The organism is Burkholderia sp. MSh2, from assembly GCF_000731655.1.
GTDB classification, from domain to species: Bacteria; Pseudomonadota; Gammaproteobacteria; order Burkholderiales; family Burkholderiaceae; genus Burkholderia; species Burkholderia paludis.
In genome coordinates, this window is the sequence record NZ_JPGM01000012.1 from 1 (window position 1) to 24,829 (window position 24,829).

The window sequence follows — 24,829 nt, forward strand, 5'->3', positions numbered from 1 at the left end:
CCCACATGACCGCTTTCTGACTGTCTGTATAGTAGATCCGCCGCCTCTGTTTCATTGCAACACTCCTCGCTGCTATGCAGCTTCAAGTGTGTTGCATCGACGGGTTGAATCCGCAGTGGTTGTCGGTCAGTCTCAGCAACCAGTCGGCGATCTGTTCGTTCTCTGCATTGCGCTTTCGCTCAGCGGTAGCACGTCTGGCTTACGCCAAATGCCTCGCATGCAAGCCGGATCGACACCCCCCGGCGTGCTACTGCGTCCCTGGCCATCTCGCGGCGAGAAGATGGCCTCAGTCTTTTTTTGCCAGCGCCTCTGCGACGATCTCCGCCTTGATCTTCTCTTCGACGTACATCTTGCGCAGTCGTGCGTTCTCCGCCTCCAGTTCCTTCATGCGAGCCATCAGCGATACGTCCATGCCGCCGTACTTGCCGCGCCAGTTGTAAAAGGTCGCCGTGCTGATACCCAGCTCCCGACAAATCTCCGGCACCGCCAGCCCGGACTCCGCCCGCTTGAGCTCATCCATGATCTGGCTATCCGTGAACTTCGACTTCTTCATTGCGTAGAACTCCCTTTGCTGGAAATTCTACTTCCGATCCCGCTTACTGGCCGGGGGTATTACCCAAAGATGCCCACCCCAAAAAAAATACCAATAACCAATTGAATTTATTGATTTTTTTAAACCCGCAACGGTCAAACATCCGGATCCGGAATCCGCGCCGACTGGATCACGACCAGCGTATCCCCTGCCTCGATCCTGCACGGCGGATCCTCGTAGAACGAAAAGATCTTCCCGCACCGGTCGAGCCCGACGACGATCGCACCCGGCACGACGTTCGTCATGCAGCCGACCTCTTGCGGCATCGCCTCGCGCTCCAGCAGCGTCGCGCGCCCGCGTGTCGACAGCATGTCGTTCACGAACGGCACGATGTAACGGCTGTGCACGGCGTCCGCGAGCAGCAGCGCGCCGATTTTCGTCGACGAGACGATCACGTCCGCGCCCGCCTGCCGCAGTTGCCGCTGGTACAGGTTCTCCTGGATCCGCACGACGATCTTCGTGTCGGGCGCGATGCTGCGGACCGACAGCGTCAGCAGGATCGCGGTCGGATCGTCGGTCACCGAAATGATCACGGCCTTCGCCGAGCGCACCTGCGCCTGCTGCAGCAGATCCTCGTGGGCGGGATCGCCGAGCAGCCCCGTCACGCCCAGCGACGTCGCGGCCTCGAGCGCCTGCTGCTGCGAATCGATCACGATGACCGTCGCGGGATCGACGCCGCTCTCGAGCAACTCGCGTACGGCGATCGATCCCGACAGCCCGTAACCGCAGACGACGATGTGATCGGACAATTGCTTCTGCAGGCGTTTCATGCGGAATTCCTCGACGACGCGCTGGATCACGAACTGATATGCCGTGCCCAGGAAAATGAACCAGATGACGATGCGGATCGGCACGATGAAGAACGCATCGATCAGGCGCGCCCGCGCGGTGACGGGCACGATATCGCCGTAGCCGACCGTCGCGACCGTGACCATCGTGAAGTACACGAGATCGGCGACGGTCATCGGCGTGCTCTTGGTCGAATCGCGCAATCCGTCGCGATCGAGATACAGCACGAGGAACGCGAGCGTGCACAGCAGCACGACCGCGCCGAGACGGAACAGCAGCGTGCGCCGCGGCGATGTCGCGGGACGCGTGAACAGTGTCTGCGCACGCGGCGCCTGCCACGGGTTGCGGGCGCGACGCAAGCGTGAACGCAACGAGCGGCGCTTGTCGGAAGGCGTGGCCAACGGGGAAATCTCCTGAAGGATGCGGGCTCGATTCTACGATGGGCCGGCCGCGACGGGCCGGCGTTTCTGCGTCGATTGCTCCGTTACAGCATGCTGCGCGGCCGCACCATCGTGCCGTCGACGAAACGCCGCGCACGAAACGCCGACAGGTCGAGCGACGGCGCACCCGTGTCGATCCATTCGGCAAGCAGCCGGCCGACGATCGGCCCCATCGCGAAACCGTGACCGCAAAACCCCGTCGCGATCGCCAGCCCGGACGGCGCGCCCGGCGCGTCGATCACCGGAATGCCGTCGGGCAGCACGTCGATCAGGCCGGCCCACGCCTCGACGATCTGCGCGTCCTTCAGCGCGGGAAAGATCGCCTTGAGCTTCGCAAGCGCGCGCGGCGCATGCGCGCGATTCGGCTGCGGCTGCGGATCGCGCGGCTCGATCGGCCCGCGCGCGCCGCCGATGCGCGCCAGCGCATCGCGCCACGCGGATGCGTCCAGGTGCAGCCGGAACTTGTCGCGCTGCGACCAGAATTCCGGCCAGAACAGGCTCAGCCCGCGCAGGTGGCCGAGCGTGAGGTCGACGTCGACCTGCATGTCGTCGGCAAGATTGATCGTGCCGTTGCTGCGCTGGCGGATACCGAGGCCGTGCCCCCACACCGTCGACGCGGAAACCGGCGGCACCACATTGGTGCGCATGCAGGTGCCGCGCACGGCCTGCTGCGGCAACCGGATGCCGACGCCGTCGAGCAGCCGGAAACTGGTCGCGCCGGCCGCGCAGATCGCGCGCCGCGTGCGAATCGTGCCGCGCTCGGTCACGACGCCGACGACCGCGCCGCCGGCGGTCTCGATCGCGGTCACGCCGCAGCCTTCGAAGAAACGCGCGCCGGCCTCGACGGCACGCGCGGCGAACGCCGCGGCCACGCGGCGCGGCTCGGCCTGCCCGTCGCTCGCGGTGTACAGCCCGCCGAGCGTGCGCGCCTGCGGCGAAAGGCCGCTGACGCGCTCGTCGATCTGAGCGCGCGTCAGCGTGCGCGTGTCGAGCCCGTACTCGCGCGCGACGACGAGCCACGCGTTGAACGACGCCCAGTCCGTTTCGTTGTCCGCAATATAGAGACAGCCGCCCTGCCGCCATTCGAGATCGAAACCGAGCGTTTCCTCTAATGCTTCCCAGATCCGCATGCCGGCCATCATCAACGGCACCTCGGCGGCCTCGCGGCCCTGCTGCCGTACGAAGCCCCACGCGCGCGTCGACTGCTGTCCGGCGATGCGCGACTTGTCCAGCACGACGGCCTTCAGGCCGCGCAGGCCCAGGTAGTACGCGGCCGCGCAGCCCATGATGCCGGCGCCGGCGATCACGACATCGGCTTCGAGCGGGAACGCATCCCCGGCGCGGGTCAAGGTGTCATGCAACGGATAGGTTGTCGTCATTGTTTCCTGTCGGGCGTTAATGCGGGTGGATACGTCCATTACGGTAACGGGATGACACACCTTTCACACAAAACGCACCGTTCTCGACATGGAATAACGACCATTTTGCGGTAAAGTTATCTTTTCCGCGCGTGGCCGGTCGGCTCGCCCCTGGACGTCATGAAGACTGTCCGTCGAGACTGCCGCAAGGCGTCGTTCTGAACGTCACGATCCGTTCCCGTAGCATGACCACTGAAGCAATCACCACGGATTCCCTCGCGGTTGCCGAGCGCGTGCGCGAGCTGATGACCCGCAACGGCATCGGCAAGCGCCAGCAGACCACCGAGCTGTGCCGCATCCTCGACCTGAGTTTCTCGCAAGGCCATCGCAAATTGCGCGGCAGCAGCCCCTGGACGCTCGCGCAGATCAAGAAAGTCGCCGAAGCGTACGGCGAACCCGCCGCGCAGCTGTTCGGCGCACAAACGCTCGACCCCGGCATGGTCGGCGCCTATTCGCAGGAAGCCGTACTTTATGCGGGCGTCGCCGAGATTCCGTGCACCGCATGGATCGGCGCGCCGCTCGAGGCCGGCGCGCGCCCCGAATTCGTCGCGTATGAGCAGAACGGCCGCTGGCGCGTGCTGCGCCATACCGGCGTGCTGTACCAGAACGCGTACGACGTGCACAAGATCGAGATCTATCCTCGCCGCGCGGAGAGCGACAAGCTCGTCGTCGCGGTGATCGACCCCGATGGCGTCAGCGCGACCGAGCTGTGCCGCTATCTCGAACGGCAGGGTTTCGCGACGGCCGCGTTCGACGGCCTCGCGCCGTTCGTCGATGCACTGCAGGGCCAGGCGTTCGACGCGGTCCTGACCGAATGGCTGTTCGACGACGGCACGGCCGCCACGGCCATCAAGGCGGTGCGCACGTCCGACAACCCGGGTGCGCCGATCTTCGTCCTGACGGGCGACCTGCTCACCGGCCGCGCGAGCGAGGCCGACATCAGCGACGTGATCCGCGCGTTCGACGTCGTCTGCTACGAAAAGCCCGCGCGCATGGCGATCCTCAGCGCCGATCTCGCGAAACGGCTCGCACGCGGGTAATCGCCGCCGCGGCGCGTCGACGGCCGCTCGGCATCGCGGCCGTGTCGTAAAACGGGGGCGCGGCTCAGTACAATAGCCGCTCCCGTTCACGCCACGCCGGCTTCCGCCGCCCGACTCCATGGCCCGCCTCATCCCCGACGACTGGAAAAGCCTCGCCGCGACCGGCGCGGCCGAACGCGAGCGCGAAACGCTCGCCGCGCTCGAACACGCGCTGCCCGACGACTACACCGTGTATCACGGCGTGCACTGGACGCGCGCCGAGCACGCGTTCTCGGTGTTCGGCGAGGCCGCGTTCGTCGTCGTGAGCCCGGCCGGCCGCGTGCTGCTGATCGAGCAGAAGGCCGGCTTCCTGCGCGAAACGCCGAAGGGGCTCGTCAAGGTCTATCTGCAGAAGGAGCGCAACGTCCCGATCCAGCTCGCGCGCACGCAGGAAACGCTGCACCGGCGCCTGACGGCCGCGCTCGGCGCGGGCGTCTACGGCGTCGAGGCGCTGCTGTATTGCCCCGATTATTCGATCCGCGACGCATCGATCGCCGGCGTCGCGGCCGACCGCATCGTCGATGCGTCGCGCAAGGCGCAGCTCGCCCAGGTGATCCTGCGGGTGCTGCCAGAGGACGACGAACCCGTTCCGAACGCATCGAAGCTGCACCACTTCCTCGCGGACGAACTGGCGCTCACGCCCGACACCAGCGCGCTCGTCGGGCAGGCCGGGACGCTCGTCACACGGCTGTCGGGCGGGCTCGCCGCGTGGGCGCGCCAGCTCGAATTCGCGCCGTTCCGGCTGCGCGTGACCGGCACGGCCGGCTCGGGCAAAACGCAGCTCGCGGTGCAGGCGATGCGCGACGCGGTCGCGGCCGGCAAGCGCGTGCTCTACGTGTGCTTCAACCGGCCGCTGGCCGACTACATCGCGCGCATCGCGCCGCCGGGCGCGCAGATCGCGAACTACCACCAGCTGTGCGACTGGGTCGCGCGCGACGGCGGTTATACGCCCGACTTCCAGGTGCCCGGCGAGTTCGAACGGCTCGAAACACGTTTCGCCGAAGCGCCGATCCCCGAGCGCTGGCGCTTCGACGTGCTGGTCGTCGACGAAGGACAGGATTTCCATGCGTCGTGGGCGGCGGCGCTGGCGCGTCTGCTCGCGCCGGACGGCGCATGGTGGTGGCTGGAGGATCCGCTGCAGAACCTGTACATGCGCGAGCCCGTCGCGCTGCCGGGCTGGGTCACGCTGAAGGCGCTCACGAACTACCGCAGCCCGCGCGACCTGCTCGAATTCGTGCGCGACGTGGTCGGCCGGGTCGAGCCGCTCGCGGCCGAACTGCGCTCGGGCAGCCCGTTCGACGGGTCCGATCCGGCGGTATCGGTCTACGGGGAGGCCGGCACTTCGGGCGACGCGCTGGCCGAAGCCTGCATCGACGCGACCAAGCGCGCGATCACGCAGGCGCTGTCGCTCGGCTTCCGCAAGCAGGACATCGCGTTGCTGTCGTATCGCGGCCGCGACGGCTCGGTGCTCGCCCCGCTCGACCAGCTGGGCCCGCACCGGCTCAAGCGCTTCACCGGCAAGTACGACCTGTTCGGCAACCCGGAATATCGCGAAGGCGACGTGCTGCTCGATTCGATCTATCGCTTCAAGGGCCAGTCGGCGCCGTGCGTGATCCTCACCGAGGTCGACTTCGACACGCTCGACGCGCGTGCCGCGCGCAAGCTGTTCGTCGGCGCGACGCGCGCGACGATGAAGCTGCTGATCGTCGCGTCGTCACGCGCGGCCGCGCACCTCGCGGCCGGCTGACGCAAAAGGGCGGCTGGCGTGCGCGCCGCCGCCCGCCACCGGTCAGGCGACCCGGAACGCGCCCACCGCGCGGCGCAGCCCGTCGGCCTGCTCTTCCAGCGACGACGCCGCCGCCGCGGCCTGTTCGACGAGCGCCGCGTTCTGCTGCGACACCTGATCCATCTGCGACACCGCGCGGTTCACCTGCTCGATCCCGTCGCGCTGCTCGTTCGACGCGGCCGCGATCTCGGTCATGATGCCCGTCACGCGCCCGATCGCCTGCTGGATGTCCTGCATCGTCGCGCCGGCCATGCCGACGAGCCGCGAGCCGTTCGCGACGCGCTCGACCGATTCGCCGATCAGCGTGCGAATTTCCTTCGCCGCGGACGCCGAACGCTGCGCCAGCGTGCGCACCTCGCCCGCGACCACCGCGAAGCCGCGGCCCTGCTCGCCCGCACGCGCGGCCTCGACGGCCGCGTTCAGCGCCAGGATGTTGGTCTGGAACGCGATGCCCTCGATCGTGCCGATGATGTCGGCGACCTTCTGCGAGCTCTGGTCGATCTCGTTCATCGTGCCGATCACCTCGCCGACCACCGTCGCGCCGCGCGTCGCGATCTCGCTCGCGCTGTCCGCGCACGCCTGCGCCTCGAGCGCATTGTCGGCGTTCTGCTTCACGGTCGCCGTCAGTTGCTCCATGCTCGCGGCCGTTTCCTGCAGCGCGGACGCCTGCTCTTCCGTCCGCTGCGACAGGTCGGTGTTGCCCGCCGCGATCTGGTGCGTCGCGGTCGAGATCGCCTCGGAGCCCTGGCTGACCTGGCGCACCGTGTCGGCGAGGCTGCGCTGCATGCCCGTCACGCCCTTGACCAGCTCGGCCATCTCGTCACGCGACGACCAGCGCACCTCCGACGTCAGGTCGCCGTCCGACAGGCGGCGGAAATGCGACAGCAGCCGGTTCACCGGCTGCGTGATCGCGTAATGCAGGCCGATCGCGCAGCCGAGGCAGGCGGCCAGACCGAACGCGATACCCGCGATCGCGCCCGCGCGCATCCAGCCGTAATAGGTCTGCGCGGTGTCGTAGACGTCCTTGCCGCGCGCGACCTGGTACGCGTCGAGCGCATCGGTCGCCTGCGTGAGCGCGACCGACAGCGACGGCGCCACCGACATCAGCAGCCGGTCGGCCTCGTCGCGCCGGCCGTCGCGGACGGCATCGATCATCGGCTTCAGCGCCTGCCCGATCAGCGCCTGGCGCGCGGCGTCGACACGGCTCGCGAGCGGCGCTTCGTCGCCCTCGTGCGGCATCGACGCGTAGCCGCGCCACGCCGTATCGGCCTTCGCGAGATAGTTCTCGGCCTTCTTGACGAGATCGGGTACTTCCGGCGCTTCCGGGTGCAGCAGCGCGCGATCGATCGTGGTGCGCACGATCGTCAGGTTCAGGCTGGCCGCCGACAGCGCGGTCTTCGCGGCCAGTTGCTGGTTATAGGCCTCGTCGAGTGCGCGGTTCGAGCTCTGCATGCCGGCCAGGCCGATCAGCCCCGACACGACAAGCAGCGCGGCGACGAGGCCGAGCGTGGAGAAGATCCGCGTACGGATCGAGAAACGGGAAAACAGGACGTTCAGGTTCATGTCGGGACGTGAGCGGTGAAGTACGCCGCGGCAATCGGCGCGCGGCACTCTGGATTACGGTTTCCCTGCAGAAAACTTGAGTCCGTCCCCGCTTTTCCGCTGATCCCGGTCAAATTTTCGCGCCGGCAATCTCCTGTTACCTCTGCAACATATCGAGCCTCGGCAGAAGTTGACTGGTCAATCATTGGTCGCTATATTTCGATGCAATTCCCTGCCACGGCAGATATATCGATGACTACCGATACCCTCCCGACCCCGCCGGCCGCCGAAGCGGCCCGCCGCGATGCACCGACCGGGCTGATCATCGCCGCGCTGCTGCTCGTGATGCTGCTGTCCGCACTCGACCAGACGATCGTGTCGACCGCGCTGCCGACGATCGTCGGCGAGCTGGGCGGGCTCGACCAGTTGTCGTGGGTCGTCACCGCCTACCTGCTGTCGTCCACCGTCGTGCTGCCGCTGTACGGCAAGCTCGGCGACCTGTACGGCCGCAAGATCGTGCTGCAGGCCGCGATCGTGCTGTTCCTCGCCGGCTCCGCGCTGTGCGGCGTCGCCCAGGACATGACGCAGCTGATCGTGCTGCGCGCGCTGCAGGGGCTCGGCGGCGGCGGCCTGATGGTTGTCACGATGGCGGCGATCGGCGATCTGATCCCGCCCGATCGCCGGGCGCGCTACCAGGGCATGTTCGGCGGCGTCTACGGGCTGGCGACGATCATCGGCCCGCTGCTCGGCGGCTTCCTGGTCGAGCACCTGTCGTGGCGCTGGATCTTCACGATCAACCTGCCGCTCGGCTTTCTCGCGCTCGCCGTGATCGGCGTCGCGTTCCCGCCGCACGCCGCGCACGTGAAGCACCGGATCGACTACATGGGCGCCGCTTTCCTCGCAACCGCCCTCACCTGCGTGATCCTGTTCACGAGCGAAGGCGGCTCGCTGCTGCCGTGGACCTCGCCGCAACTGTGGATGACGCTCGCGCTCGGCCTCGTGGCGATCGGCGGCTTCATTTATGAAGAGCGGCTCGCGGCCGAGCCGATCATCCCGCTCGAACTGTTCCGCCATCGCACGTTCGTGCTGGTCAGCCTGATCGGCTTCGTGGTCGGCACCGCGCTGTTCGGCTCGGTCACGTTCATCCCGCTCTACCTGCAGGTCGTGAAGGGTTCGACGCCGTCGCAGGCCGGGATGCAGTTGCTGCCGATGATGGGCGGGATGCTCGCGACGTCGGTGGTCAGCGGCCGGCTGATCTCGCGGCTCGGCTCGTACCGGATGTTCCCGATCGCGGGCACGCTGATCGGCGGGATCGCGCTGGCGCTGCTGTCGACGCTGACGCTCGATACGCCGCTGCATACGATGTATGCGTACATGGCGCTGCTCGGGATCGGCCTCGGGATGGTGATGCCCGTGCTCACGCTCGCGGCGCAGAACACGGTCGAGTTCCGGCACATGGGTGTCGCGACGTCGGGCGCGACGCTGTTCCGCTCGATCGGCAGCTCGATCGGCGTCGCGGCGTTCGGCGCGCTGTTCTCGCACGGATTGCAGACGCGGATACTGCAGGCGCTGCCGGCCGGCACGGAACTGCCGCCCGCGCTCGGCCCGGGCGCCGTGCACCAGTTGCCGGATGCCGTGCGCGACGTGTACCTGCATGCGTTCGCGGGCTCGCTGCACGTCGTGTATCTGGCGGCGGCGGTCGTGGTCGCGATCGCATTCGTGCTCGCGTGGTTCGTCGAGGATGCGCCGCTGCGCTCCTCGCGTGCATGATCAGGCAAGCCGCCGGCGCTTGCTCCCTCGGCCGGCGCTGCCCGTTCCGGAATCGGGTGGTCTCGCGGCGCCCCGCCGCGCAGCGTCGCCGCTCGCACCCGCCGATTATTCCGGCTGCGTAAGCCGCCGACGGTGTCATTGGCGCCAGGAATGGCGGGTACAATCCGACCGGCACGAACCGCTTGGCCTGATCCCGAGCACGCGATGACCGCCGCTTTGCGACCGCCGGCAGTCGCGCTCGACCGGACAAGCGCGCTCGACCGGACAAGCGCGCCCGACCCATCAAGACACTGCCGGCCACACCTGCCCACTCATGACATCCCGAGACGACGAAACTGCGAAGGCCCCGGCGCCGACACGTTTTTCACTGGCATACATGGGGTTTTCGAACATTCCGAGCCGCTGCACCATTGCGATGGCGGCGCGCGGCGACGACACGCTGACCATCGTGTGCGGACAACCGAAGGACTACACCGGCACCAGCGTGACGAACGGCGTCGAGATCATCAGCACGCACTTGATCCTGAACGTCTGGAATGGAAAAGACGCCCCCGAGTACCAGGCGTTCTTTCGTCGTTACTTCAAGGACGCGATGCTTCGATCGAAAGCGGAAAAACGGATAGTCAACGAGCACTTCTTCAGCACCAAGGGATTTACCTGGATCGAGTTCTATCCGGCAGGCACCGGGCTGTCCGATAACGACTCGTTTCGCCGCGTGACATTCACGGACAGCAGCCCTGTCTGGCACTCGGCGATGTCCATCGACAAGGTGATCAATCTGATCGGCACGTCCTTGTTCCAGCAAATCCTCGGCAGCGCCGAGTAATCCCGAGCCGCATGGACAACAACCGCCCCGCACCCGTCGCGCTTTCGGTCGACTGGTTTCCGAATCTCACGCTCATTATCGAGTCCTACATGGATGTGCTGCGCTACGAAATGGGCGCAACCCGCTCGAGCGTCCCGACTGGCGAGAACGGCGAGACCACGTCGTCGGAAACGCTCGAAGCGCTGCTGCACGGCGAGATGATCAAGATCCTGAACCGGGACTTCGATACCCGGCATATCGTCAGCGAATTCCAGATCCGGTCGTTTTTCGCGAAACAACAGTATGCCCCCGGCAAGCCGGTCGGCAACATTCGATGCGACATCCTCCTGACCAAGCCGTGGAAAGCCCCATGGCCTCGCGGCAATTCATGGCCGCAGGGAAGCGACCTTGCGCTGGCGGCGATCGAAATCAAGCGATCCGGTGTCAAATCCGGCATCGTCGACGATATTTACCGCCTCGCCGTGCTGTCGAAGAAGCTGGAATGCGCGTGCTATTTCGTCATTGCCGCCCCCACCCGGCAACTGGTCGGCCATGCAACCCGCGTCCAGGAGGTACTCCCCAAGTTGTCGGTCACCGACAACCACATCGTCGCGCTGTCGCATGAAGTCCTGCAAAAGGCAGCCCTGTACGACAGCGCGGACAATATAGACACGTTCCATGTTTCAACGCAGTTCATCAGCGAATCGTTCAAAGAGCTTTACAAGCACTACGACCCCAAGAAAAAAGACGATCCCGATTTCGAAATCCTGTTGAAGCTGCAGGAGCCCAAATACCGCGTCATCATTCTCGGCGTATCGACCGATCGCGACCGGCTCGCCACGGCGAACGGGCATCGGACGTTTTCGCTGGCCGTGTCGCTGGCCGAAGCACCGCCCGCGCCCCCGCAACCCGACATCAGCAGCGTCGAGGTCTGACGCGGCGCGGATGCGATCGACGCGCCGCGCCGCGCGCCGTCACGGCACCAGTATCACCGCCCCCGTCGTCGCGCGCGACTCCAGCAGCCGGTGCGCGTCGGCCGCCTGTTCGAGCGGCAGCCGCGCGCCGATCTCGACGTGCATCCCGCCCGCCAGCCGTTCGAGCGTCACGCGCGCCGCTTCGCGATACCCGGCCACGTCGCGCGCGATGAAGCCGAGCACGCTCGGCCGCGCGAGCGCGATCGAGCGCGCCGGCCCCAGTTCGTCGAGATCGAAGGTCTGCCGCGCACCGATCGCGGCCACCTGCCCGATGCTCGCGACCATGCCGAACGGACGGATCGCGCCAAGCGTGCGCGTCAGCACGTCGCCGCCGATCCCGTCGATCGCGTAGTCGACCCCCGCGCCGCCGCCGAACGCACGGGCCGCCGCGACGAAATCCGCCTCGCGGTAGTCGACCACCTGCTCCGCACCCTGAGCCCGCGCCAGCGCCGCCTTCGCGGCCGACCCGACCGTACCGATCACCCGCGCCCCGAGCGCGCGGGCCCACTGCGTCGCGAGCATTCCGACGCCACCCGCCGCCGCATGCACCAGCACCGTGTCGCCGGCGCCGACCTGCCGGACGCGATGCAGCAGCATGTAAACGGTGATGCCTTTCAGCAGCCCGGCCGCAACGGCATCGTCGCTCAGGCCATCGGGGATCGGCATCACGCGCGCGGCCGGCAGCGTGCGCACGCTCGCATAGCTGCCGGTCGGCATTCCCGCATACGCGACCCGCTGGCCCGGCGCGAGATCCGTCACGCCGGGCCCGACCGCGTCGATCACGCCGGCGGCCTCGACGCCGAGCGCATCCGGCAGCGCAGGCAATGCGTGCGCGCCCGTCCTGAAATAGATGTCGACGAAATTCACGCCGACGGCGGTCTGGCGAATCCGCACCTCGCCCGCGCCGGGCGGCGCAACAGGCGCATCGACGCGGCGCAGCACGCCGGCGTCGCCGTAACGGTCGATCCCGATCCGGACGGCGGTGGTGGTTTGGGTCATGACGTTCCTCGCAATCGAATGATGTGACACGATCATCCCATCGTGCATAATCGATCGGAATTCCCGCTTTCCACCCATCTACTGTGCAAAATTCGACCGACCAGACTCCATTGCCCGCCTCCGTGCCGCCGATGAGCTGGGACGACATCCGCTACTTTCTCGCGGTGATGCGCGGCGGCAGCCTGTCGGCCGCCGCTCGGGCGCTGCAGGTCCAGCATTCGACGGTGGCACGGCGCATCGACGCGCTGGAGTCCGCGCTCGGCATCCGGCTGTTCGACCGGCTGCCGCGCGGCTGGCCGCCGACCGACGAAGGGCTGCACCTCGCCGAGCATGCGGGCCGCCTCGAAGCCGACGCGCATGCGTTCGCGCGCGCCGCGCAAGGCGCGGCCGCGCTGGACGGCGTCGTGCGCGTGTCGGCGTCGCCGGTGTTCGCCAGCCATTTCCTCGCGCCGCGCCTCGCCCGTGCGCAGCGCGCATGGCCGGCGCTGCGGATCGACCTGATGGGCGAGATGCACGCGGCGAACCTGTATGCGCGCGAGGCCGATCTCGCGGTGCGGCTGTCGCGGCCAAGCGAACCGGGGCTCGCCGCGCGCCGGCTCGGCACGATGCGCTTCGCGCTGTGCGCGGCGCCCGAGTGGGCGGACGCGCCGCCCGACACCTGGACCTTCGTCGGCTACGACGATGCGCTCGCGCAAACGCCGCAGCAGCAATGGCTCGAACGTTTCGCGGCCGGGCGCCGCTTCGCGTTCATCGCGAACGACCTCGCCGCGCAGCATCGCGCGTGCGCGGCAGGCGCCGGCGTCGCATTGCTGCCGCGCTTTCTGGTCGACGATCCGGCCGTGCACGCCGGTGCGCCGCTCGTCGAACTGACGGCCGCGCCGCATTGCGACATCGAGCGCGAAATCTGGCTCGTGGTCCACCCGGACGTGCGGCGCTCGCCGCGCGTGCAGCGTGTCGCGGATGCGATCGCCGATGCGGTTCGCGCAGCGGACGGACAACTCTGACGCCACTGCTTCGTCGGAACCGCTTCGACCGTCCGGCCGCGATCCGCGGCGGGTTCCGTCCCGTGCCGACCGCCCCGCCGGCGGCGACCGCGTTCACTGCCGGCGCGCTTTGCGTCGCATGACACCGCGCGGCCCAAGCGCGCGGCGGCGCATGCGACGCGTGCCGAATATGGCCGGCCTGCGTGCGGATTGTCCGGCCCCCGCCCCACGCAGCCGTTAGCCGAAGGCACGGCTGGCCCGGCGGCATGCCGCTCAGGACTGCCGGGCGGCCGACACCGGCCGTTCGGCGGCAGCCGCCGCCGGGCCATGATGCGTCGCCGAGCGCCGATGATCGATCAGGCCGACCGCGACAGCCGCCACCAGCGCGGGCAACCCGATCGCCATGAAGTTCTGCGCCAGCGGCAGGTCGATGCCGACCAGCGCGCCGATGACGATCGGCGCCAGGATCGCGCCGCTGCGGCCCACGCCCAACGTCCAGCCGATCCCGGTCGAACGGATCGCCGCGGGATAGAACTGCCCCGCATACGCGCAGTTGACGATCTGGGTGCCGATCGTCGACGCGCCCGCGAGGCCGACCAGCACGAACAGCAGCGCGGTCGGCATCGGATAGCCGAGCAGCGTGATCGACACGGCGGCGAGGAGATACATCGACACGAGCACCGTCTTGATCGGAAAGCGATCGGCCAGCCAGCCGCCGCCGATCGCGCCGACCATCGCGCCGGCGTTCAGCACCAGCACGAACGTCAGCGCCGAGCCGAGGCTGTGGCCGGCGTCCGCCATCAGCCGCGTCAGCCACGAACTGAGCGCGTACACCATGAACAGGCACATGAAGCACGCGATCCAGAACATCGCGGTGCTGAATCCGCGGCCGTCGTCGAACAGCTGCCGGACCGGCGCGTGGCCCGTGCGGCCCGCATGATCCGCTCGCCCAACGACGTAGCGGTCGCCCGGCTGCCGCCGATAGTCGGGATCGAGCCTCCGTGCAATGCGCGCAAGCTCGTCCGTCCTGCCGTGCCGGATCAGGAACGGCAGCGATTCCGGCATCCATTTCATGAGCAGCGGCACGAGCAGCACCGGCGCGCCCGCGGCAACGAACACGGATTGCCATCCATGGGCGTCGATCATCGCCTTGCCCATGACCGCCGCCAGCATGCCGCCGACCGAATAGCCGCTGAACATCAGCGTCACCAGCGTGCCGCGCACGCGGCGCGGCGCGTATTCGGTCATGTGGGCGATCACGTTCGGCATCACGCCGCCGATGCCGATGCCGGCGAGGAAACGCGCGGCGCCGAACAGCACGGGCGTCGGCGCGAGGCCGGCCGCCGCGGTAAAGACGCTGAACAGCGTCAGGCAGGCCGCGATGGCCCGGCGGCGCCCGATCCGCTCGGCGACGGTCCCGAACACGATGTTGCCGAACATCATGCCGAACAGCGCCGAGCTGACCATGAAACCGGCCTGGGCCGGATTGACGCCCATCTCGCGCATGATCGCCGGCAGCGCGATGCCGGCCACCGCGAGGTCGTAGCCGTCGAACACGACGATCAGCGCGCACCAGAACAGCACGGCGCCTTGCAGCCGGCCCGGCCGCGCATCGTCCGAGAGCGCCTGCAGGTTGATTTCACGCATGGACCTTCCTTGTTTCAGAGGAGACTCGGGGCCGGCGGCAGCCGCCGCATCGCGCGCGTTCGAGACAGTACGATCGACAGGCCGGTCAATTTGGAAGTTGTCCGAAATACTGCCTTCGCGAGATGCACCGCTTTCCGTCCGGATGCCGGCGCAGTGTAGAAAGCCACAATGCGCGTCACTATCCGGTATTTGCGCGCGGCACGCGATTTCAGTCCGTTTTTTCCGGCGCCGCGCGCGGTGCGCTATCCGGATCCTTCCCCGGCCGGATCGCGTTTATCCGATTCTTGCGCGACCTTGGACAAGCCCGGCGAAGATCAATATCATCCGTTCAGGATATTCGGTACCCCATAGAAACCGATGTGGCACGACGCGCATCCGCAGCCAGCCGGATGCGCCGTACGAAAACCGCCGCACTGGAGACGCCCCATGCCCCTCACCCCGAATGCGGAAGTGCTGTCCGCGCTCTATCGGAATTGCGTGTTCCGATCCGGATTGCGCATGGATGCGCACGAGCAGGTCTCCGTGGAGCTGGCCGAGCATGCGCTGCGCTGGAAGCCGGGCGTGCCGGACGCGGCGCTGTTCAAGGGGCAACTGAACCACCTGAGCGTCTACGCGCTGCAGTACGGCGCCGAGGTCGAGGTCGCCCCGCGCCCGTTCGACGGCTTTTCGCTGGTCCATACGTCGCTGGCGGGCGGCGCCGAGATCGAATGCGACGGGCACGTGATGGACGTGTCCGGCGGACGCACCGCCGTGCTCGCGCCGAGGGCGCGCGTGCGCCTGCGCTGGCGGCCCGGCACCCGGCAACTGATCGTCAAGGTGCCCGATGCGCTGCTGCGGGCGGTGGCGGGCCGCCCGCCCGGCGACGCGGCGCCCGGCCTCGCACCGGGTTTCCTGTTGCCGGCCGCGCTCGCGTCGCAATGGGATCTGATCGCCCAGTCGCTGCTCAACGTGCTCGCCGTCGCCGACGACGGCGGCATCCGGGCCGAATGGCGCGACCACTTCGAACGCAGCCTCGCGCTGTTCCTGCTCGCGCATTGCCCCACACCGCCCGCCGCCGCGCACGTCGGCCCGGCACCCCAGGCGCGCGGCGGCACGACGAGAGCCGGATCGCGCGGCGGCATCCGGCAGATGGATGCGTTGCACGAGTTCATCCACGCGCGGCTCTGCGCGCCGATTTCGCTCGAGGATCTCGCCCGCGCGGCCGGCGTCGGCCAGCGCACGCTGAACGTCCTGTGCCGGCGCTACCACGGCGCGACGCCGATGGAGCTGCTGCGCAACATCCGGCTCGACGCCGCGCGCGTGCAATTGCTGACCGACCCGTCGACCAGCATCACCGATACCGCGCTCACGTTCGGCTTCGGGCACCTCGGCCGCTTCTCCGGTTACTACTTCGCCCGTTTCAACGAGCTGCCGCGCGACACGCAGAAGAAGCGGCCGCCGAACTGAGCGCGGCCGCGCCGGGCGCACGTCCGCTTTACGCGACCGGCAATCGCCCGCATAGTAGCGGCTTGCCCGCATCCCCGCCCTGTCGCTTCGCCATCATGTCCGCCCCGCCAGCCGCCTGCGTCGTTCGCGACGCGACCGACGCCGACCTCGCCGCGATCCACGCGATCTATGCACACCACGTGCGCCACAGCGTCGCCTCCTTCGAGGAAACGCCGCCCGACGTCGCCGAATTGCGCGCACGCCGCGACGCGGTGCTGCGCCACGGGCTGCCGTACCTCGTCGCCGAATGCGACGGCCGCGTGGCCGGCTACGCGTATGCGACGCCGTACCGCACGCGCAGCGCGTATCGCTTCACGATCGAGGATTCGATCTACATCGACGACGCGCAACGCGGGCGCGGGATCGGCCGTGCGCTGCTCGCGGCGCTGATCGAGCGCTGCGAGGCCGGCCCGTGGCGGCAAATGATCGCGGTGATCGCCGACGGCGGCGCCGGCGGCTCGACGTCGCTGCACCGCGCGTTCGGCTTCGAGCCGGCCGGCATGCTGAAGGCGGCCGGTTTCAAGCACGGCCGCTGGATCGACACGGCGCTGCTGCAGCGCCCGCTCGGCGACGGCGCGCGCACGCCCCCCGTCTCGCCCGAGCCTGCCGCGTCGCGCTAGAATGGGCGCATGTCAAAACAGACTCCTTCCACCCCCGACGAGGCAGCGCCGGACGCCCGCAACGAGTACACGGTCGACGAGCTGGCGCGCGTGTCCGACACGACCGTGCGCAACGTCCGCGCCTACCAGGATCGCGGGCTGCTCGCGCCGCCGGAGAAGCGCGGCCGCGTCGGCATCTACGACGACACGCACGTCGCGCGCCTGAAGCTGATCAACCACCTGCTCGCGCGCGGCTATACGCTGTCGAACATCCAGGACCTGATCAAGGCGATCGACGAAGGCCACGACCTGCGCTCGATCCTCGGCCTCGAGAACGCGATCGGCGGCCGCTGGTCGCACGAACTGCCGAAAACCTATTCGATCGCCGCGCTCGCGCAGATGTTCGGCCCGCAGGCGACCACCCAGCTGTCGCGCGTGACCGAGCTCGGGCTGCTCGAGCGGCGCGGCCTGTCGTTCGTCGCGAAGAGCCCCGCGCTGCTCGAGGCGGCGGCCGCGATGACGAAGGAAGGCATCCCGCCGCGCGAGCTGCTCGACGTGATCAGCCTCGCCCGGCCGCACTTCGACGCGATCGCGCGGCTGCTGGTGGATCTCGTCGTGAAGCGGCTCGACCGCTACGACGCCGATACGCTGCCGCCCGCCACCGACGTGCCCGAGCTGGTCGACGCGATCTGGCGCCTGCGCCCGCTCGCGGCCGTGTTCGTCGAAGGCGAGACGAACCGCGCGCTCGAAACCGCGGCGAGCGCCTATCTCGGCGGCCGCGTCGCGACGATCCTCGACAGGAAGCTCAGCGACGAGGCCGCGCGGCAGTCGGGCCCGGGCGATTCGTCAGGGCCGCAAGGCGACGGCGACAAAGCGTAGGGCCGCCGCCGTCATATTCATATCGGCAATGCTTCGTTTGCGGGCGCGATCGTCCGTGCGACGATTCTTCCAACCGAGCGGCGCCGGCCGCTCGCCCGAAGACGTTTCGCATGGAGTTCGATCGATGACTCGTTTCACCCGCTGGATCACCCGCACCGCCGCCGTCACGCTTGTTGCGCTTGCCGCAACGTCGGCCTTCGCGCAAGGCGCCGCCGACAAGGTCGTGCGTATCGGCTATCAGAAGGCCGGCCTGCTGTCGATCGTCAGGGCGCAGGGTTCGCTCGAGGCGCGGCTCAAGCCGCTCGGCTACAACGTGCAGTGGTTCGAATTCCCGGCCGGCCCGCAACTGCTCGAAGCGCTGAACGCGAACAGCATCGACTTCGGTTATACGGGCGCGCCGCCGCCGGTGTTCGCGCAGGCGGCCGGCGTGCGCTTCGTGTACGTCGGCGCGGAACCGCCGGCGCCGCACAACGAAGCGGTGTTCGTGAAGGCCGATTCGCCGGTCCGCTCGCTCGCCGACCTGCGCAGCAAGAAGGTCGCGCTGCAGAAGGGTTCCAGCGCGAACTACCTGCTGCTCGAAGCGCTGAAGAAGGCCGGCGTGCGCTACGACGAGATCCGCCCCGTGTACCTGCCGCCCGCCGACGCGCGCGCCGCGTTCGAGAGCGGCAACGTCGACGCGTGGGCCGTCTGGGATCCGTACTACGCAGCCGCGCAAAGCTCGCTGAAGATCCGCACGCTGTCCGACTACACGGGCCTCACGCCCGCGAACAATTTCTACGAGGCGACCCGGGATTTCGCGGAACAGCACGCCGACCTGGTCGGCGCGATCCTGAAGCAGGCCCGCGAAACGGGCCTGTGGGTGAACGGGCATCCGGCCGAAACCGCCGCGCTGATCGCACCGAAGGTCGGCCTGCCGCTGCCGCTCGTCGAGGCCTGGATCAAGCGCGTGCCGTTCGGCGCGGTGCCCATCGACGAGAAGATCGTCGCGGTCCAGCAGGGTGTCGCCGATGCGTTCCATGCCGCGAAGCTGATTCCGCAGAAGCTGAACGTGGCGGACAACGCGTGGAGCGACAAGCGCGTGGCTTCGGCGCTGGCGGCCAAGTAACGCGCGGCGCGCACCTGCTCCGGACGGAGCCGGCGAGCGTCCTGCCCGCCGGCTTTTCCCGCACGCGCCACACATTCGCGGAACGCGCGGCGCGCAGCCCTCGCGCCGCCGCTAACGCCCCCGCTCCGCACCGCCATTGACCTGAACGATCTGCGCGGTCACGTGCCGCGCGGCGGGCGACGCCAGCCAGCCTATGGTGTCGGCGATATCGGCGGGCGTGGCCGCCCGGCCGTTCATCGCCTCGGCCTTCTTCGCGTCGCGCTGCGCGTCCGAAAGCGCCGTGCCGAAGAACGCCGTGTCTTCCACATACCCCGGCGCGACCGCGTTCACGGTGATGCCGCGCGGCCCGAGCGCCTTCGCCAGATCGTGACAATACGGGTGCAGCGCCGCCTTCGCGGCCCCGTAGCAGCCCTGCCCCGAGCCGCGATATGCCGCGATCGAGCTGACGAAAACGATCCGCCCGCCCGGCGCCCTCAACCGGTCGACCAGCGCTTCGGTCAGCAGGACCGCCGACAACGTGTTGAGCGCGAAATTGTCCGTCCATCTGCGTGCGACGCCGGCCAGGCCATCCGCATACGCACTGGCCGGGCGTTGCCGCAGCACATGCCCGCCGGCGGCGTTGACCACGACGTCGAGCGTCCCGAAACGCCGGCCGAGCGTATCCCCGACCCGCTCCACCTGCTCGGGCACGCTCAGGTCGGCGGCCAGCGTCACCACCGGGGGAGCCTCGGGAACCGCGCCGCCGATCGCTCCGGCCGCGTGCGCCAGCACGTCCGCGCGCCGTCCGACGATGACGACCTGCGCCCGGCGCCGGGCGAAATACGTTGCCGTGGCCAGGCCGATTCCGGTCCCGCCGCCACTCACCACCACCACCTGATTCATCGCGCCTCCTCAAAGCCGCTCGTTCGACGGCAACCACTCGGGTTCGAATGCGCCCAGTGCGCGGGCCGAATGGAACCAACGCAGCGGCGCGCCATCGATCCGCACGGGAGAATGCAGCCGGGTCGCGGGCCCCCACGACGTCGGCTCGACAGGCTCCGCGTGATCCTGCGGGCCTTCGGCCGCCAGCGCGACCACCTCGTCGATGGGCGACGACCGCCGTTCCAGCACGGCCGCCGTGCGCGCCAGCGACGCGCGGACTTCGGTGCCGACGCCTTCCCGCATGCGCGTCGTCAGCCCGCGAATGGCGGCCGTCGCCATCAGGTAGCCCGTCGCATGATCGACGGCCTGGACGGGCAGGTTCAGCGGTTCGTCACGCCCCGCGGCGCGCATGCCCGCCTCGGCGATCCCCGTGCTCATTTGAATAAGGGTGTCGAAGCCGCGCCGGCAACGCCACGCGCCGGTCCAGCCGTACGCGTCGAGCGACACGTCGATCAGCGCAGGATTCAGCGCGCGCCGTTGCGCGGCGTCGAGACCGAGGCGCGCCAGCGCATCCGCCCGGTAACCGTGGACGACGATATCCGCGTCGCGCAGCAATTGCCTGAGCGTATCGAGATCCCCGGCCTCCTTCAGGTTCAGCCGCGCGCACCGCTTGCCGAGGACGACTTCGGGCACGACGCCCGGCTCCTCCCAGCCGTACGGATCGATGCGCAGCACGTCGGCGCCCAGGCCCGCGAGAAATCGCGTCGCCACGGGGCCGGCGAGAATGCGCGTCAGATCGAGCACGCGAATGCCGCGCAACGGCCGGTCCCCCGCCGGCCGCCACGCATGCGCGACGCCGTCGGTCGCGGCATGGACGTGCAGCAGCGGTTCGGTGGCGACCGCCTTGCCCTGCGGATGCCCGGCCCATTCCTGCGCCGAGTACATCGCGGCGGCACACCCGCCGCGTTCGACGATCGCCGTTTCGAGCGCACCGGCGTCCCAGCGGCTCACCGCTTGCGCGACCGATTGCGCGTCGGCAGCGCAGTCCAGTACGGACAACGCGGCCAGCCGGTGATGCGGCGCATTGGTGTGCAGCCTGATCCAGCGATCGCGCGCCCGATAGTTGCCGGCCACCGGATCCCATAGAGGCGGCATCGTCCAGCCCTGCGGCCGCAGCGACGTGCCGAACCACAGCGACGCCATGCGCCGGTCGACCCGAACCGCCGGCAACGTTCCGGACGACGCATGCAGCAATTCGGCCACCGCCGTTCCCGCCGCGCCGATCGCCGCGGCGGCCAGGTCGGTGACGTGAAACGCGGAGATCAGCTCTCCCGATCCGCTGAAACCGCACGCGTCGAGGTACGCATCGGGCCCGCCCGCCGCCAGCCAGAAATCCCGCAGATGGCGCGCCACCCGCTCTTCACCGGCCGTGGCCGGCTCTCGCGACAATCGATCGACCGACATGTTTGCCTCGCATGAATTGGGTGCGGCAAAGATCGTCTCGCTCGCCTTTATTGTCAACGTTGATTATCCTGATCAACCTGTCGAACGACTCCCTCCGCGCACGATGTCGAACTACCTGAATTCGACCGAAGCCGCCGCCCGGCTCGGCGTCTCGCGGCAAACCCTTTATGCGTATGTCAGCCGCGGCCTGCTGCGTGCGGAACCCGGCGGCAGCCAGCGCGAAAGCCGCTACCTCGCGGCCGACGTCGACCGGCTCGCGGGCCAGCGCGCACGGGGGCGCAAGCCGAAGGAAGTCGCGAAGGCCGCGCTGCACTGGGGCGCTCCCGTGCTCGAATCGGGCATCACGCTGATCGACGGCGGCCGGCTGTTCTATCGCGGGGTGGATGCGCTCGATCTCGCGGCCCGGGCGAGCCTCGAGGAAGTGGGCGCGCTGCTGTGGCGCTGCGACGAAGGCGCCGCGTTCGGCCGTCGCGTGCCCGCCACGCCCGCGGTGCTGCGCACGCTGTTCCGGCACTACGCCGGCCAGCGCGCCGAACAGGCGCTGCTGCCGCTCTTCGCGGTCGCAAGCGAGGACGCGCCCACGGCGATCTGGCAACAGGCGGCCGATCGCCAGGCGCAGGGCTGCGGCGACCTGGTCCGCATCCTCGCCGCATGCCTGCTGCGCACCCGGATCGATACGGCGCCCATCCATGTGCAATGCGCGCGGGCCTGGGGCGTGGGGCCCGCGGGCGCCGAGCTGATCAGGATGGCGCTCGTGCTGTGCGCGGACCACGAACTGAACGCATCGAGCTTCACGGGCCGATGCATCGCCTCGACGAACGCCAGCGTGCGGGCCGTCGTGGTCGGCGGCCTCGCCGGCCTGTCGGGCGAGCGGCACGGCGCCACCACCGCGCGCGTCGAAGCGCTGTGGGACGAACTCGGCAATAAGGATATCGAACAGAAAATGCGCGAGCGGCTCGCCAGGGGGGACGGCTTGCCGGGCTTCGGACATTCGCTCTACCCCGACGGCGACGTGCGCGCGACGTACCTGTTGTCGCGCATGCTGCCGCGTCATCCTCAATGGAAACGGATGATCGATGCCGGAAGCGCGCTGGTCGGCCAGAAGCCGTCAGTGGATCTCGCGCTGGCGGCGTTGCGCCGGCACTTGCGCCTTCCCGTCGGCGCCGCGTTCGGCCTGTTCGCGCTGGGCCGCTCGATCGGCTGGATCGCGCACGGGCTGGAGCAGCGCGAGCAGGCCGATCTCATCAGGCCGCGCGCGGTCTATACGGGCGCGCGCCCCGAAGGCAACGACGCCGGGCCGGATCGCCCGCAGCCGCGCGGACGATCCGGCAAGCGGCAGACATCGCCGCGTGCGGCGCCGGACGACGACATGCTCGCCGCTTTTTTCAGGCGTCGATAGCATTCCAGACGATGCCGGCACGCGGCACGCGCGAGCCCGCTTACTTCCGCGTCCCCGCCACTTTCCTCTGCCGCCACAGGCACAGCAGGTCGCACGCGACATGCGCGGCGGCGATCGCCGTGATGTCCGCGTGGTCGTACGCGGGCGCGACCTCGACCACGTCCGCGCCGACCAGGTTCACCGCGCCGAGCGCGCGCACGATCGCGAGCGCCTGCGCGGACGACAACCCGCCCGCCACCGGCGTCCCCGTACCCGGCGCGAACGCCGGATCGAGGCAGTCGATATCGAACGTCAGATACGCGGGCCGCGCGCCGACGATATCGACGATCCGCTCGACCGCCGCGCGCGCGCCGTGGTCGTGCACCCACGCCGCGTCCAGCCGCTCGATGCCGAGAAAATCGTCGTTCCACGTCCGGATGCCCACCTGCACCGACGTCGCGGGATCGATCAGCCCTTCCTTCACCGCCTTGTAGAACATCGTGCCGTGATTGAGGCTGTCCGGATCGTCGTCGGCCCATGTGTCGCAATGCGCGTCGAAATGGATCAGCGACAGCGGCCTGCCGTAGCGCTCCGCGTGCGCGACCAGCAGCGGATACGTGATGTAGTGGTCGCCGCCGAGCGTCAGCATCTTCGCGCCCGAGCGCAGGATCGTGCGCGCATGCTCGACGATCGCGGGCTTGATCGTCAGCGGGTTGTGCGCGTCGAACCAGCAATCGCCGTAATCGACGGCCGCGAGATCGTCGAACGGGTTGAAACCCCACGGATACGGGTTGAGCTCGGCGAGCTGCACGCTCGCCGCGCGAATCGCGGCCGGGCCGAGCCGCGCGCCGGAGCGGTAGGTCGTCGCGAGATCGAGCGGCACGCCGGAGATCGCGACATCGACGCCGTCGAGCGCGCGCGAATAATTGCGACGCATGAACGACAGCACGCCCGCATAGGTGTTTTCGATCGAGGAGCCGTATGGCGTCGTGCGACGGATCGCGCCGTCGCCGTGAAGCAGTTCGGTCATGTCGAACCTGTATTCGTTGGGGAGCCGGCCCGCCGCCGCGCCGGATGCGCGGGCCGGACCGGCACGGATTCATTGAATACGCGGCGGCACGCCGTGACCGGGCGCGGCCGCCGCGCCGGCCTGCGAACCCTGTAGCGCGGCCGGGCGGAACAACGTCGATACGCGGCGATGATAGCAAGCCGAAATGGCGGCGTTGCCCCGGTTCGGCCGGGGCAGACGCATCGGCAACGCCCGCCCGCAACGCACCGCCGCGCCCGGGGCGCGAACGCGCGCTAGAAGGATTCGCCGGTTTCCGCGCGCCCTTTCTTCCGGATAATGGCCGCAGCCGCGCCGCCGACGGCGCGCCGTCAGCCGCAGAACACACGACAACAATCCGGAGACACCCGCCTTGATCGCCACGCATCCCGCTCCCTACCGCCGGCTCTGGCCGCTCGCCGTCGTCGCCGCGCTGCTGTACGGGCTCTCGCTCGCCGCGGCGCCCTATCCCGGCCAGGCCGCCGCAAAAGCCGCGATGGGCATCCTGCTGCTCGCGGCGGGCAGCGCCTGCGGCGCGGCGCGCGAGCGCACGTGGCTGTGCGCGGCGCTCGTGACGGCGGTGCTCGGCGACGTGCTGCTCGCGCTGCCCGACTGGCCGCTGTCGTTCGTCCTCGGCCTCGGCGCGTTCCTGCTCACGCACCTGTGCTATTGCGCGATCTTCATGCGCTGGCGCGCGCGGCCGCACGGCTGGCGCGTCGTCGCGCTCGTCGGGCTGTGGATCGCCGCGCCGGCGTTCTATCTGGCCTTCCTGCCGCACCTCGGCCCGCTGCTCGCGCCGGTCGCCGTCTACATGCTCGTGCTGTGCGCGATGGCGAGCTTCGCGCTCGCGGCCCGCACGCGCGGCCCGCTGGTGGCCGTCGGCAGCCTGATCTTCGTCGGCTCCGACACGCTGATCGGCGTCGGCCGCTTCCTCGGCGGCTTTCCCGGCATCGACTACCTGATCTGGGGCCTCTATGCGCTCGCCCAGGTCACGATCGTCGCCGGGGTTTTCCATGAGACCGCTGCCCAGGCGATCCGTCCCTGATACCGTTTCAAACAGGCCGCCGCGCGCCGGCGGCCTGGTCCGCTCCCGCTCTCGCCCTGTAGACGGCCCTTCCCGCGCATCCCGCGATGCGGAAACCGGCCCGTTCCAAACCCCGCTCAGCCTTTCCCCGCCTGGCTTCCGGCC

20 protein-coding genes and 1 pseudogene are annotated in these 24,829 nt (G+C 68.9%); 12 read left to right on the top strand and 9 right to left on the bottom strand.

Annotated features, from left to right (window positions below):
• Positions 1 to 118: 118 nt before the first annotated feature.
• The 3 genes and pseudogenes from GQ57_RS43635 to GQ57_RS08940 all read right to left on the bottom strand — a co-directional run.
• A pseudogene (locus GQ57_RS43635) lies at positions 119 to 553 on the bottom strand (transposase); the annotation flags it as partial.
• A gap of 134 nt (positions 554 to 687) precedes the next feature.
• Positions 688 to 1,782 (bottom strand): potassium channel family protein, encoded by a 1,095-nt coding sequence (locus GQ57_RS08935; protein ID WP_031403108.1) that lies wholly within the window; start codon positions 1,780 to 1,782, stop codon positions 688 to 690.
• A gap of 83 nt (positions 1,783 to 1,865) precedes the next feature.
• Positions 1,866 to 3,200 (bottom strand): NAD(P)/FAD-dependent oxidoreductase, encoded by a 1,335-nt coding sequence (locus tag GQ57_RS08940; protein ID WP_034197667.1) that lies wholly within the window; start codon positions 3,198 to 3,200, stop codon positions 1,866 to 1,868.
• A 224-nt stretch (positions 3,201 to 3,424) separates the two neighbouring features.
• Here GQ57_RS08940 and GQ57_RS08945 point away from each other — a divergent pair, with 224 nt between their 5' ends.
• Together GQ57_RS08945 and GQ57_RS08950 are read left to right on the top strand one after the other, a co-directional pair.
• A complete protein-coding gene (locus GQ57_RS08945; protein WP_034197668.1) occupies positions 3,425 to 4,279 on the top strand; it encodes a helix-turn-helix domain-containing protein in 855 nt (284 codons plus the stop codon).
• 118 nt (positions 4,280 to 4,397) lie between these two features.
• Entirely contained in the window at positions 4,398 to 6,065 is a 1,668-nt protein-coding gene (locus GQ57_RS08950; protein WP_031403105.1) for an ATP-binding domain-containing protein, read from the top strand.
• 42 nt (positions 6,066 to 6,107) lie between these two features.
• On the opposite strand, the gene GQ57_RS08955 is transcribed toward GQ57_RS08950, so the two are convergent.
• Entirely contained in the window at positions 6,108 to 7,667 is a 1,560-nt protein-coding gene (locus tag GQ57_RS08955; protein WP_031403104.1) for a methyl-accepting chemotaxis protein, read from the bottom strand.
• Between the two features lie 231 nt (positions 7,668 to 7,898).
• Here GQ57_RS08955 and GQ57_RS08960 point away from each other — a divergent pair, with 231 nt between their 5' ends.
• The 3 genes from GQ57_RS08960 to GQ57_RS08970 all read left to right on the top strand — a co-directional run bounded on the left by GQ57_RS08960 (position 7,899) and on the right by GQ57_RS08970 (position 11,156).
• Entirely contained in the window at positions 7,899 to 9,416 is a 1,518-nt protein-coding gene (locus GQ57_RS08960) for an MDR family MFS transporter (RefSeq protein ID WP_034197669.1), read from the top strand.
• A 313-nt stretch (positions 9,417 to 9,729) separates the two neighbouring features.
• On the top strand, positions 9,730 to 10,242 hold the full coding sequence (locus GQ57_RS08965) for a hypothetical protein (protein ID WP_152603223.1): 513 nt from the start codon (positions 9,730 to 9,732) through the stop codon (positions 10,240 to 10,242).
• A gap of 11 nt (positions 10,243 to 10,253) precedes the next feature.
• On the top strand, positions 10,254 to 11,156 hold the full coding sequence (locus GQ57_RS08970) for a hypothetical protein (protein WP_034197671.1): 903 nt from the start codon (positions 10,254 to 10,256) through the stop codon (positions 11,154 to 11,156).
• A gap of 39 nt (positions 11,157 to 11,195) precedes the next feature.
• On the opposite strand, the gene GQ57_RS08975 is transcribed toward GQ57_RS08970, so the two are convergent.
• Positions 11,196 to 12,194: a quinone oxidoreductase family protein gene (locus tag GQ57_RS08975; protein WP_034197736.1), complete on the bottom strand. Its 999-nt coding sequence runs from the start codon at positions 12,192 to 12,194 to the stop codon at positions 11,196 to 11,198.
• Positions 12,195 to 12,325: 131 nt separating this feature from the next.
• Between GQ57_RS08975 and GQ57_RS08980 the strand changes: the two genes are divergently transcribed.
• A complete protein-coding gene (locus tag GQ57_RS08980; RefSeq protein WP_052001177.1) occupies positions 12,326 to 13,198 on the top strand; it encodes a LysR family transcriptional regulator in 873 nt (290 codons plus the stop codon).
• A gap of 252 nt (positions 13,199 to 13,450) precedes the next feature.
• Here the strand turns inward: GQ57_RS08980 and GQ57_RS08985 are convergent, their stop codons facing one another.
• Complete coding sequence (locus tag GQ57_RS08985) at positions 13,451 to 14,824, bottom strand: MFS transporter (protein WP_034197673.1); 1,374 nt, start codon at positions 14,822 to 14,824, stop codon at positions 13,451 to 13,453.
• 426 nt (positions 14,825 to 15,250) lie between these two features.
• Here GQ57_RS08985 and GQ57_RS08990 point away from each other — a divergent pair, with 426 nt between their 5' ends.
• From GQ57_RS08990 to GQ57_RS09005, 4 genes are all read left to right on the top strand, one after another.
• On the top strand, positions 15,251 to 16,270 hold the full coding sequence (locus tag GQ57_RS08990; protein ID WP_034197674.1) for an AraC family transcriptional regulator: 1,020 nt from the start codon (positions 15,251 to 15,253) through the stop codon (positions 16,268 to 16,270).
• A 95-nt stretch (positions 16,271 to 16,365) separates the two neighbouring features.
• A complete protein-coding gene (locus GQ57_RS08995) occupies positions 16,366 to 16,929 on the top strand; it encodes a GNAT family N-acetyltransferase (RefSeq protein ID WP_031403098.1) in 564 nt (187 codons plus the stop codon).
• A 9-nt stretch (positions 16,930 to 16,938) separates the two neighbouring features.
• Positions 16,939 to 17,787 carry a MerR family transcriptional regulator gene (locus GQ57_RS09000; protein WP_031403097.1) on the top strand — a complete coding sequence of 283 codons (849 nt, stop codon included), beginning with the start codon at positions 16,939 to 16,941 and terminating at the stop codon, positions 17,785 to 17,787.
• A 124-nt stretch (positions 17,788 to 17,911) separates the two neighbouring features.
• On the top strand, positions 17,912 to 18,892 hold the full coding sequence (locus GQ57_RS09005) for a sulfonate ABC transporter substrate-binding protein (protein ID WP_034197675.1): 981 nt from the start codon (positions 17,912 to 17,914) through the stop codon (positions 18,890 to 18,892).
• A gap of 111 nt (positions 18,893 to 19,003) precedes the next feature.
• On the opposite strand, the gene GQ57_RS09010 is transcribed toward GQ57_RS09005, so the two are convergent.
• Positions 19,004 to 19,774 carry an SDR family oxidoreductase gene (locus tag GQ57_RS09010; protein WP_034197676.1) on the bottom strand — a complete coding sequence of 257 codons (771 nt, stop codon included), beginning with the start codon at positions 19,772 to 19,774 and terminating at the stop codon, positions 19,004 to 19,006.
• 9 nt (positions 19,775 to 19,783) lie between these two features.
• Positions 19,784 to 21,217, bottom strand: a complete 1,434-nt coding sequence (locus GQ57_RS09015) for a CoA transferase (RefSeq protein WP_052001179.1) — start codon at positions 21,215 to 21,217, stop codon at positions 19,784 to 19,786.
• A gap of 103 nt (positions 21,218 to 21,320) precedes the next feature.
• Here GQ57_RS09015 and GQ57_RS09020 point away from each other — a divergent pair, with 103 nt between their 5' ends.
• Positions 21,321 to 22,616: a citrate synthase family protein gene (locus tag GQ57_RS09020; protein ID WP_034197677.1), complete on the top strand. Its 1,296-nt coding sequence runs from the start codon at positions 21,321 to 21,323 to the stop codon at positions 22,614 to 22,616.
• 40 nt (positions 22,617 to 22,656) lie between these two features.
• Here the strand turns inward: GQ57_RS09020 and speB are convergent, their stop codons facing one another.
• Complete coding sequence (gene speB, locus GQ57_RS09025) at positions 22,657 to 23,625, bottom strand: agmatinase (protein WP_034197678.1); 969 nt, start codon at positions 23,623 to 23,625, stop codon at positions 22,657 to 22,659.
• 388 nt (positions 23,626 to 24,013) lie between these two features.
• On the opposite strand from speB, the gene GQ57_RS09030 reads away from it, so the two are divergent.
• The gene (locus GQ57_RS09030) at positions 24,014 to 24,685 is read left to right on the top strand and encodes a lysoplasmalogenase (protein WP_031403091.1); all 672 of its coding nucleotides are present in this window, start codon (positions 24,014 to 24,016) and stop codon (positions 24,683 to 24,685) included.
• Positions 24,686 to 24,829 lie beyond the last annotated feature (144 nt).

Coding starts and splice junctions, on each gene's coding strand:
- GQ57_RS08990 (WP_034197674.1), top strand. CDS start 15,251: ATGCCCCTCACCCCGAATGCGGAAGTGCTGTCCGCGCTCTATCGGAAT.
- GQ57_RS09000 (WP_031403097.1), top strand. CDS start 16,939: ATGTCAAAACAGACTCCTTCCACCCCCGACGAGGCAGCGCCGGACGCC.
- GQ57_RS09010 (WP_034197676.1), bottom strand. CDS start 19,774: ATGAATCAGGTGGTGGTGGTGAGTGGCGGCGGGACCGGAATCGGCCTG.
- GQ57_RS08995 (WP_031403098.1), top strand. CDS start 16,366: ATGTCCGCCCCGCCAGCCGCCTGCGTCGTTCGCGACGCGACCGACGCC.
- GQ57_RS09005 (WP_034197675.1), top strand. CDS start 17,912: ATGACTCGTTTCACCCGCTGGATCACCCGCACCGCCGCCGTCACGCTT.
- speB (WP_034197678.1), bottom strand. CDS start 23,625: ATGACCGAACTGCTTCACGGCGACGGCGCGATCCGTCGCACGACGCCA.
- GQ57_RS08965 (WP_152603223.1), top strand. CDS start 9,730: ATGACATCCCGAGACGACGAAACTGCGAAGGCCCCGGCGCCGACACGT.
- GQ57_RS08955 (WP_031403104.1), bottom strand. CDS start 7,667: ATGAACCTGAACGTCCTGTTTTCCCGTTTCTCGATCCGTACGCGGATC.
- GQ57_RS09015 (WP_052001179.1), bottom strand. CDS start 21,217: ATGTCGGTCGATCGATTGTCGCGAGAGCCGGCCACGGCCGGTGAAGAG.
- GQ57_RS08970 (WP_034197671.1), top strand. CDS start 10,254: ATGGACAACAACCGCCCCGCACCCGTCGCGCTTTCGGTCGACTGGTTT.
- GQ57_RS08940 (WP_034197667.1), bottom strand. CDS start 3,200: ATGACGACAACCTATCCGTTGCATGACACCTTGACCCGCGCCGGGGAT.
- GQ57_RS08945 (WP_034197668.1), top strand. CDS start 3,425: ATGACCACTGAAGCAATCACCACGGATTCCCTCGCGGTTGCCGAGCGC.
- GQ57_RS08980 (WP_052001177.1), top strand. CDS start 12,326: ATGAGCTGGGACGACATCCGCTACTTTCTCGCGGTGATGCGCGGCGGC.
- GQ57_RS08985 (WP_034197673.1), bottom strand. CDS start 14,824: ATGCGTGAAATCAACCTGCAGGCGCTCTCGGACGATGCGCGGCCGGGC.
- GQ57_RS08950 (WP_031403105.1), top strand. CDS start 4,398: ATGGCCCGCCTCATCCCCGACGACTGGAAAAGCCTCGCCGCGACCGGC.
- GQ57_RS08960 (WP_034197669.1), top strand. CDS start 7,899: ATGACTACCGATACCCTCCCGACCCCGCCGGCCGCCGAAGCGGCCCGC.
- GQ57_RS09020 (WP_034197677.1), top strand. CDS start 21,321: ATGTCGAACTACCTGAATTCGACCGAAGCCGCCGCCCGGCTCGGCGTC.
- GQ57_RS08975 (WP_034197736.1), bottom strand. CDS start 12,194: ATGACCCAAACCACCACCGCCGTCCGGATCGGGATCGACCGTTACGGC.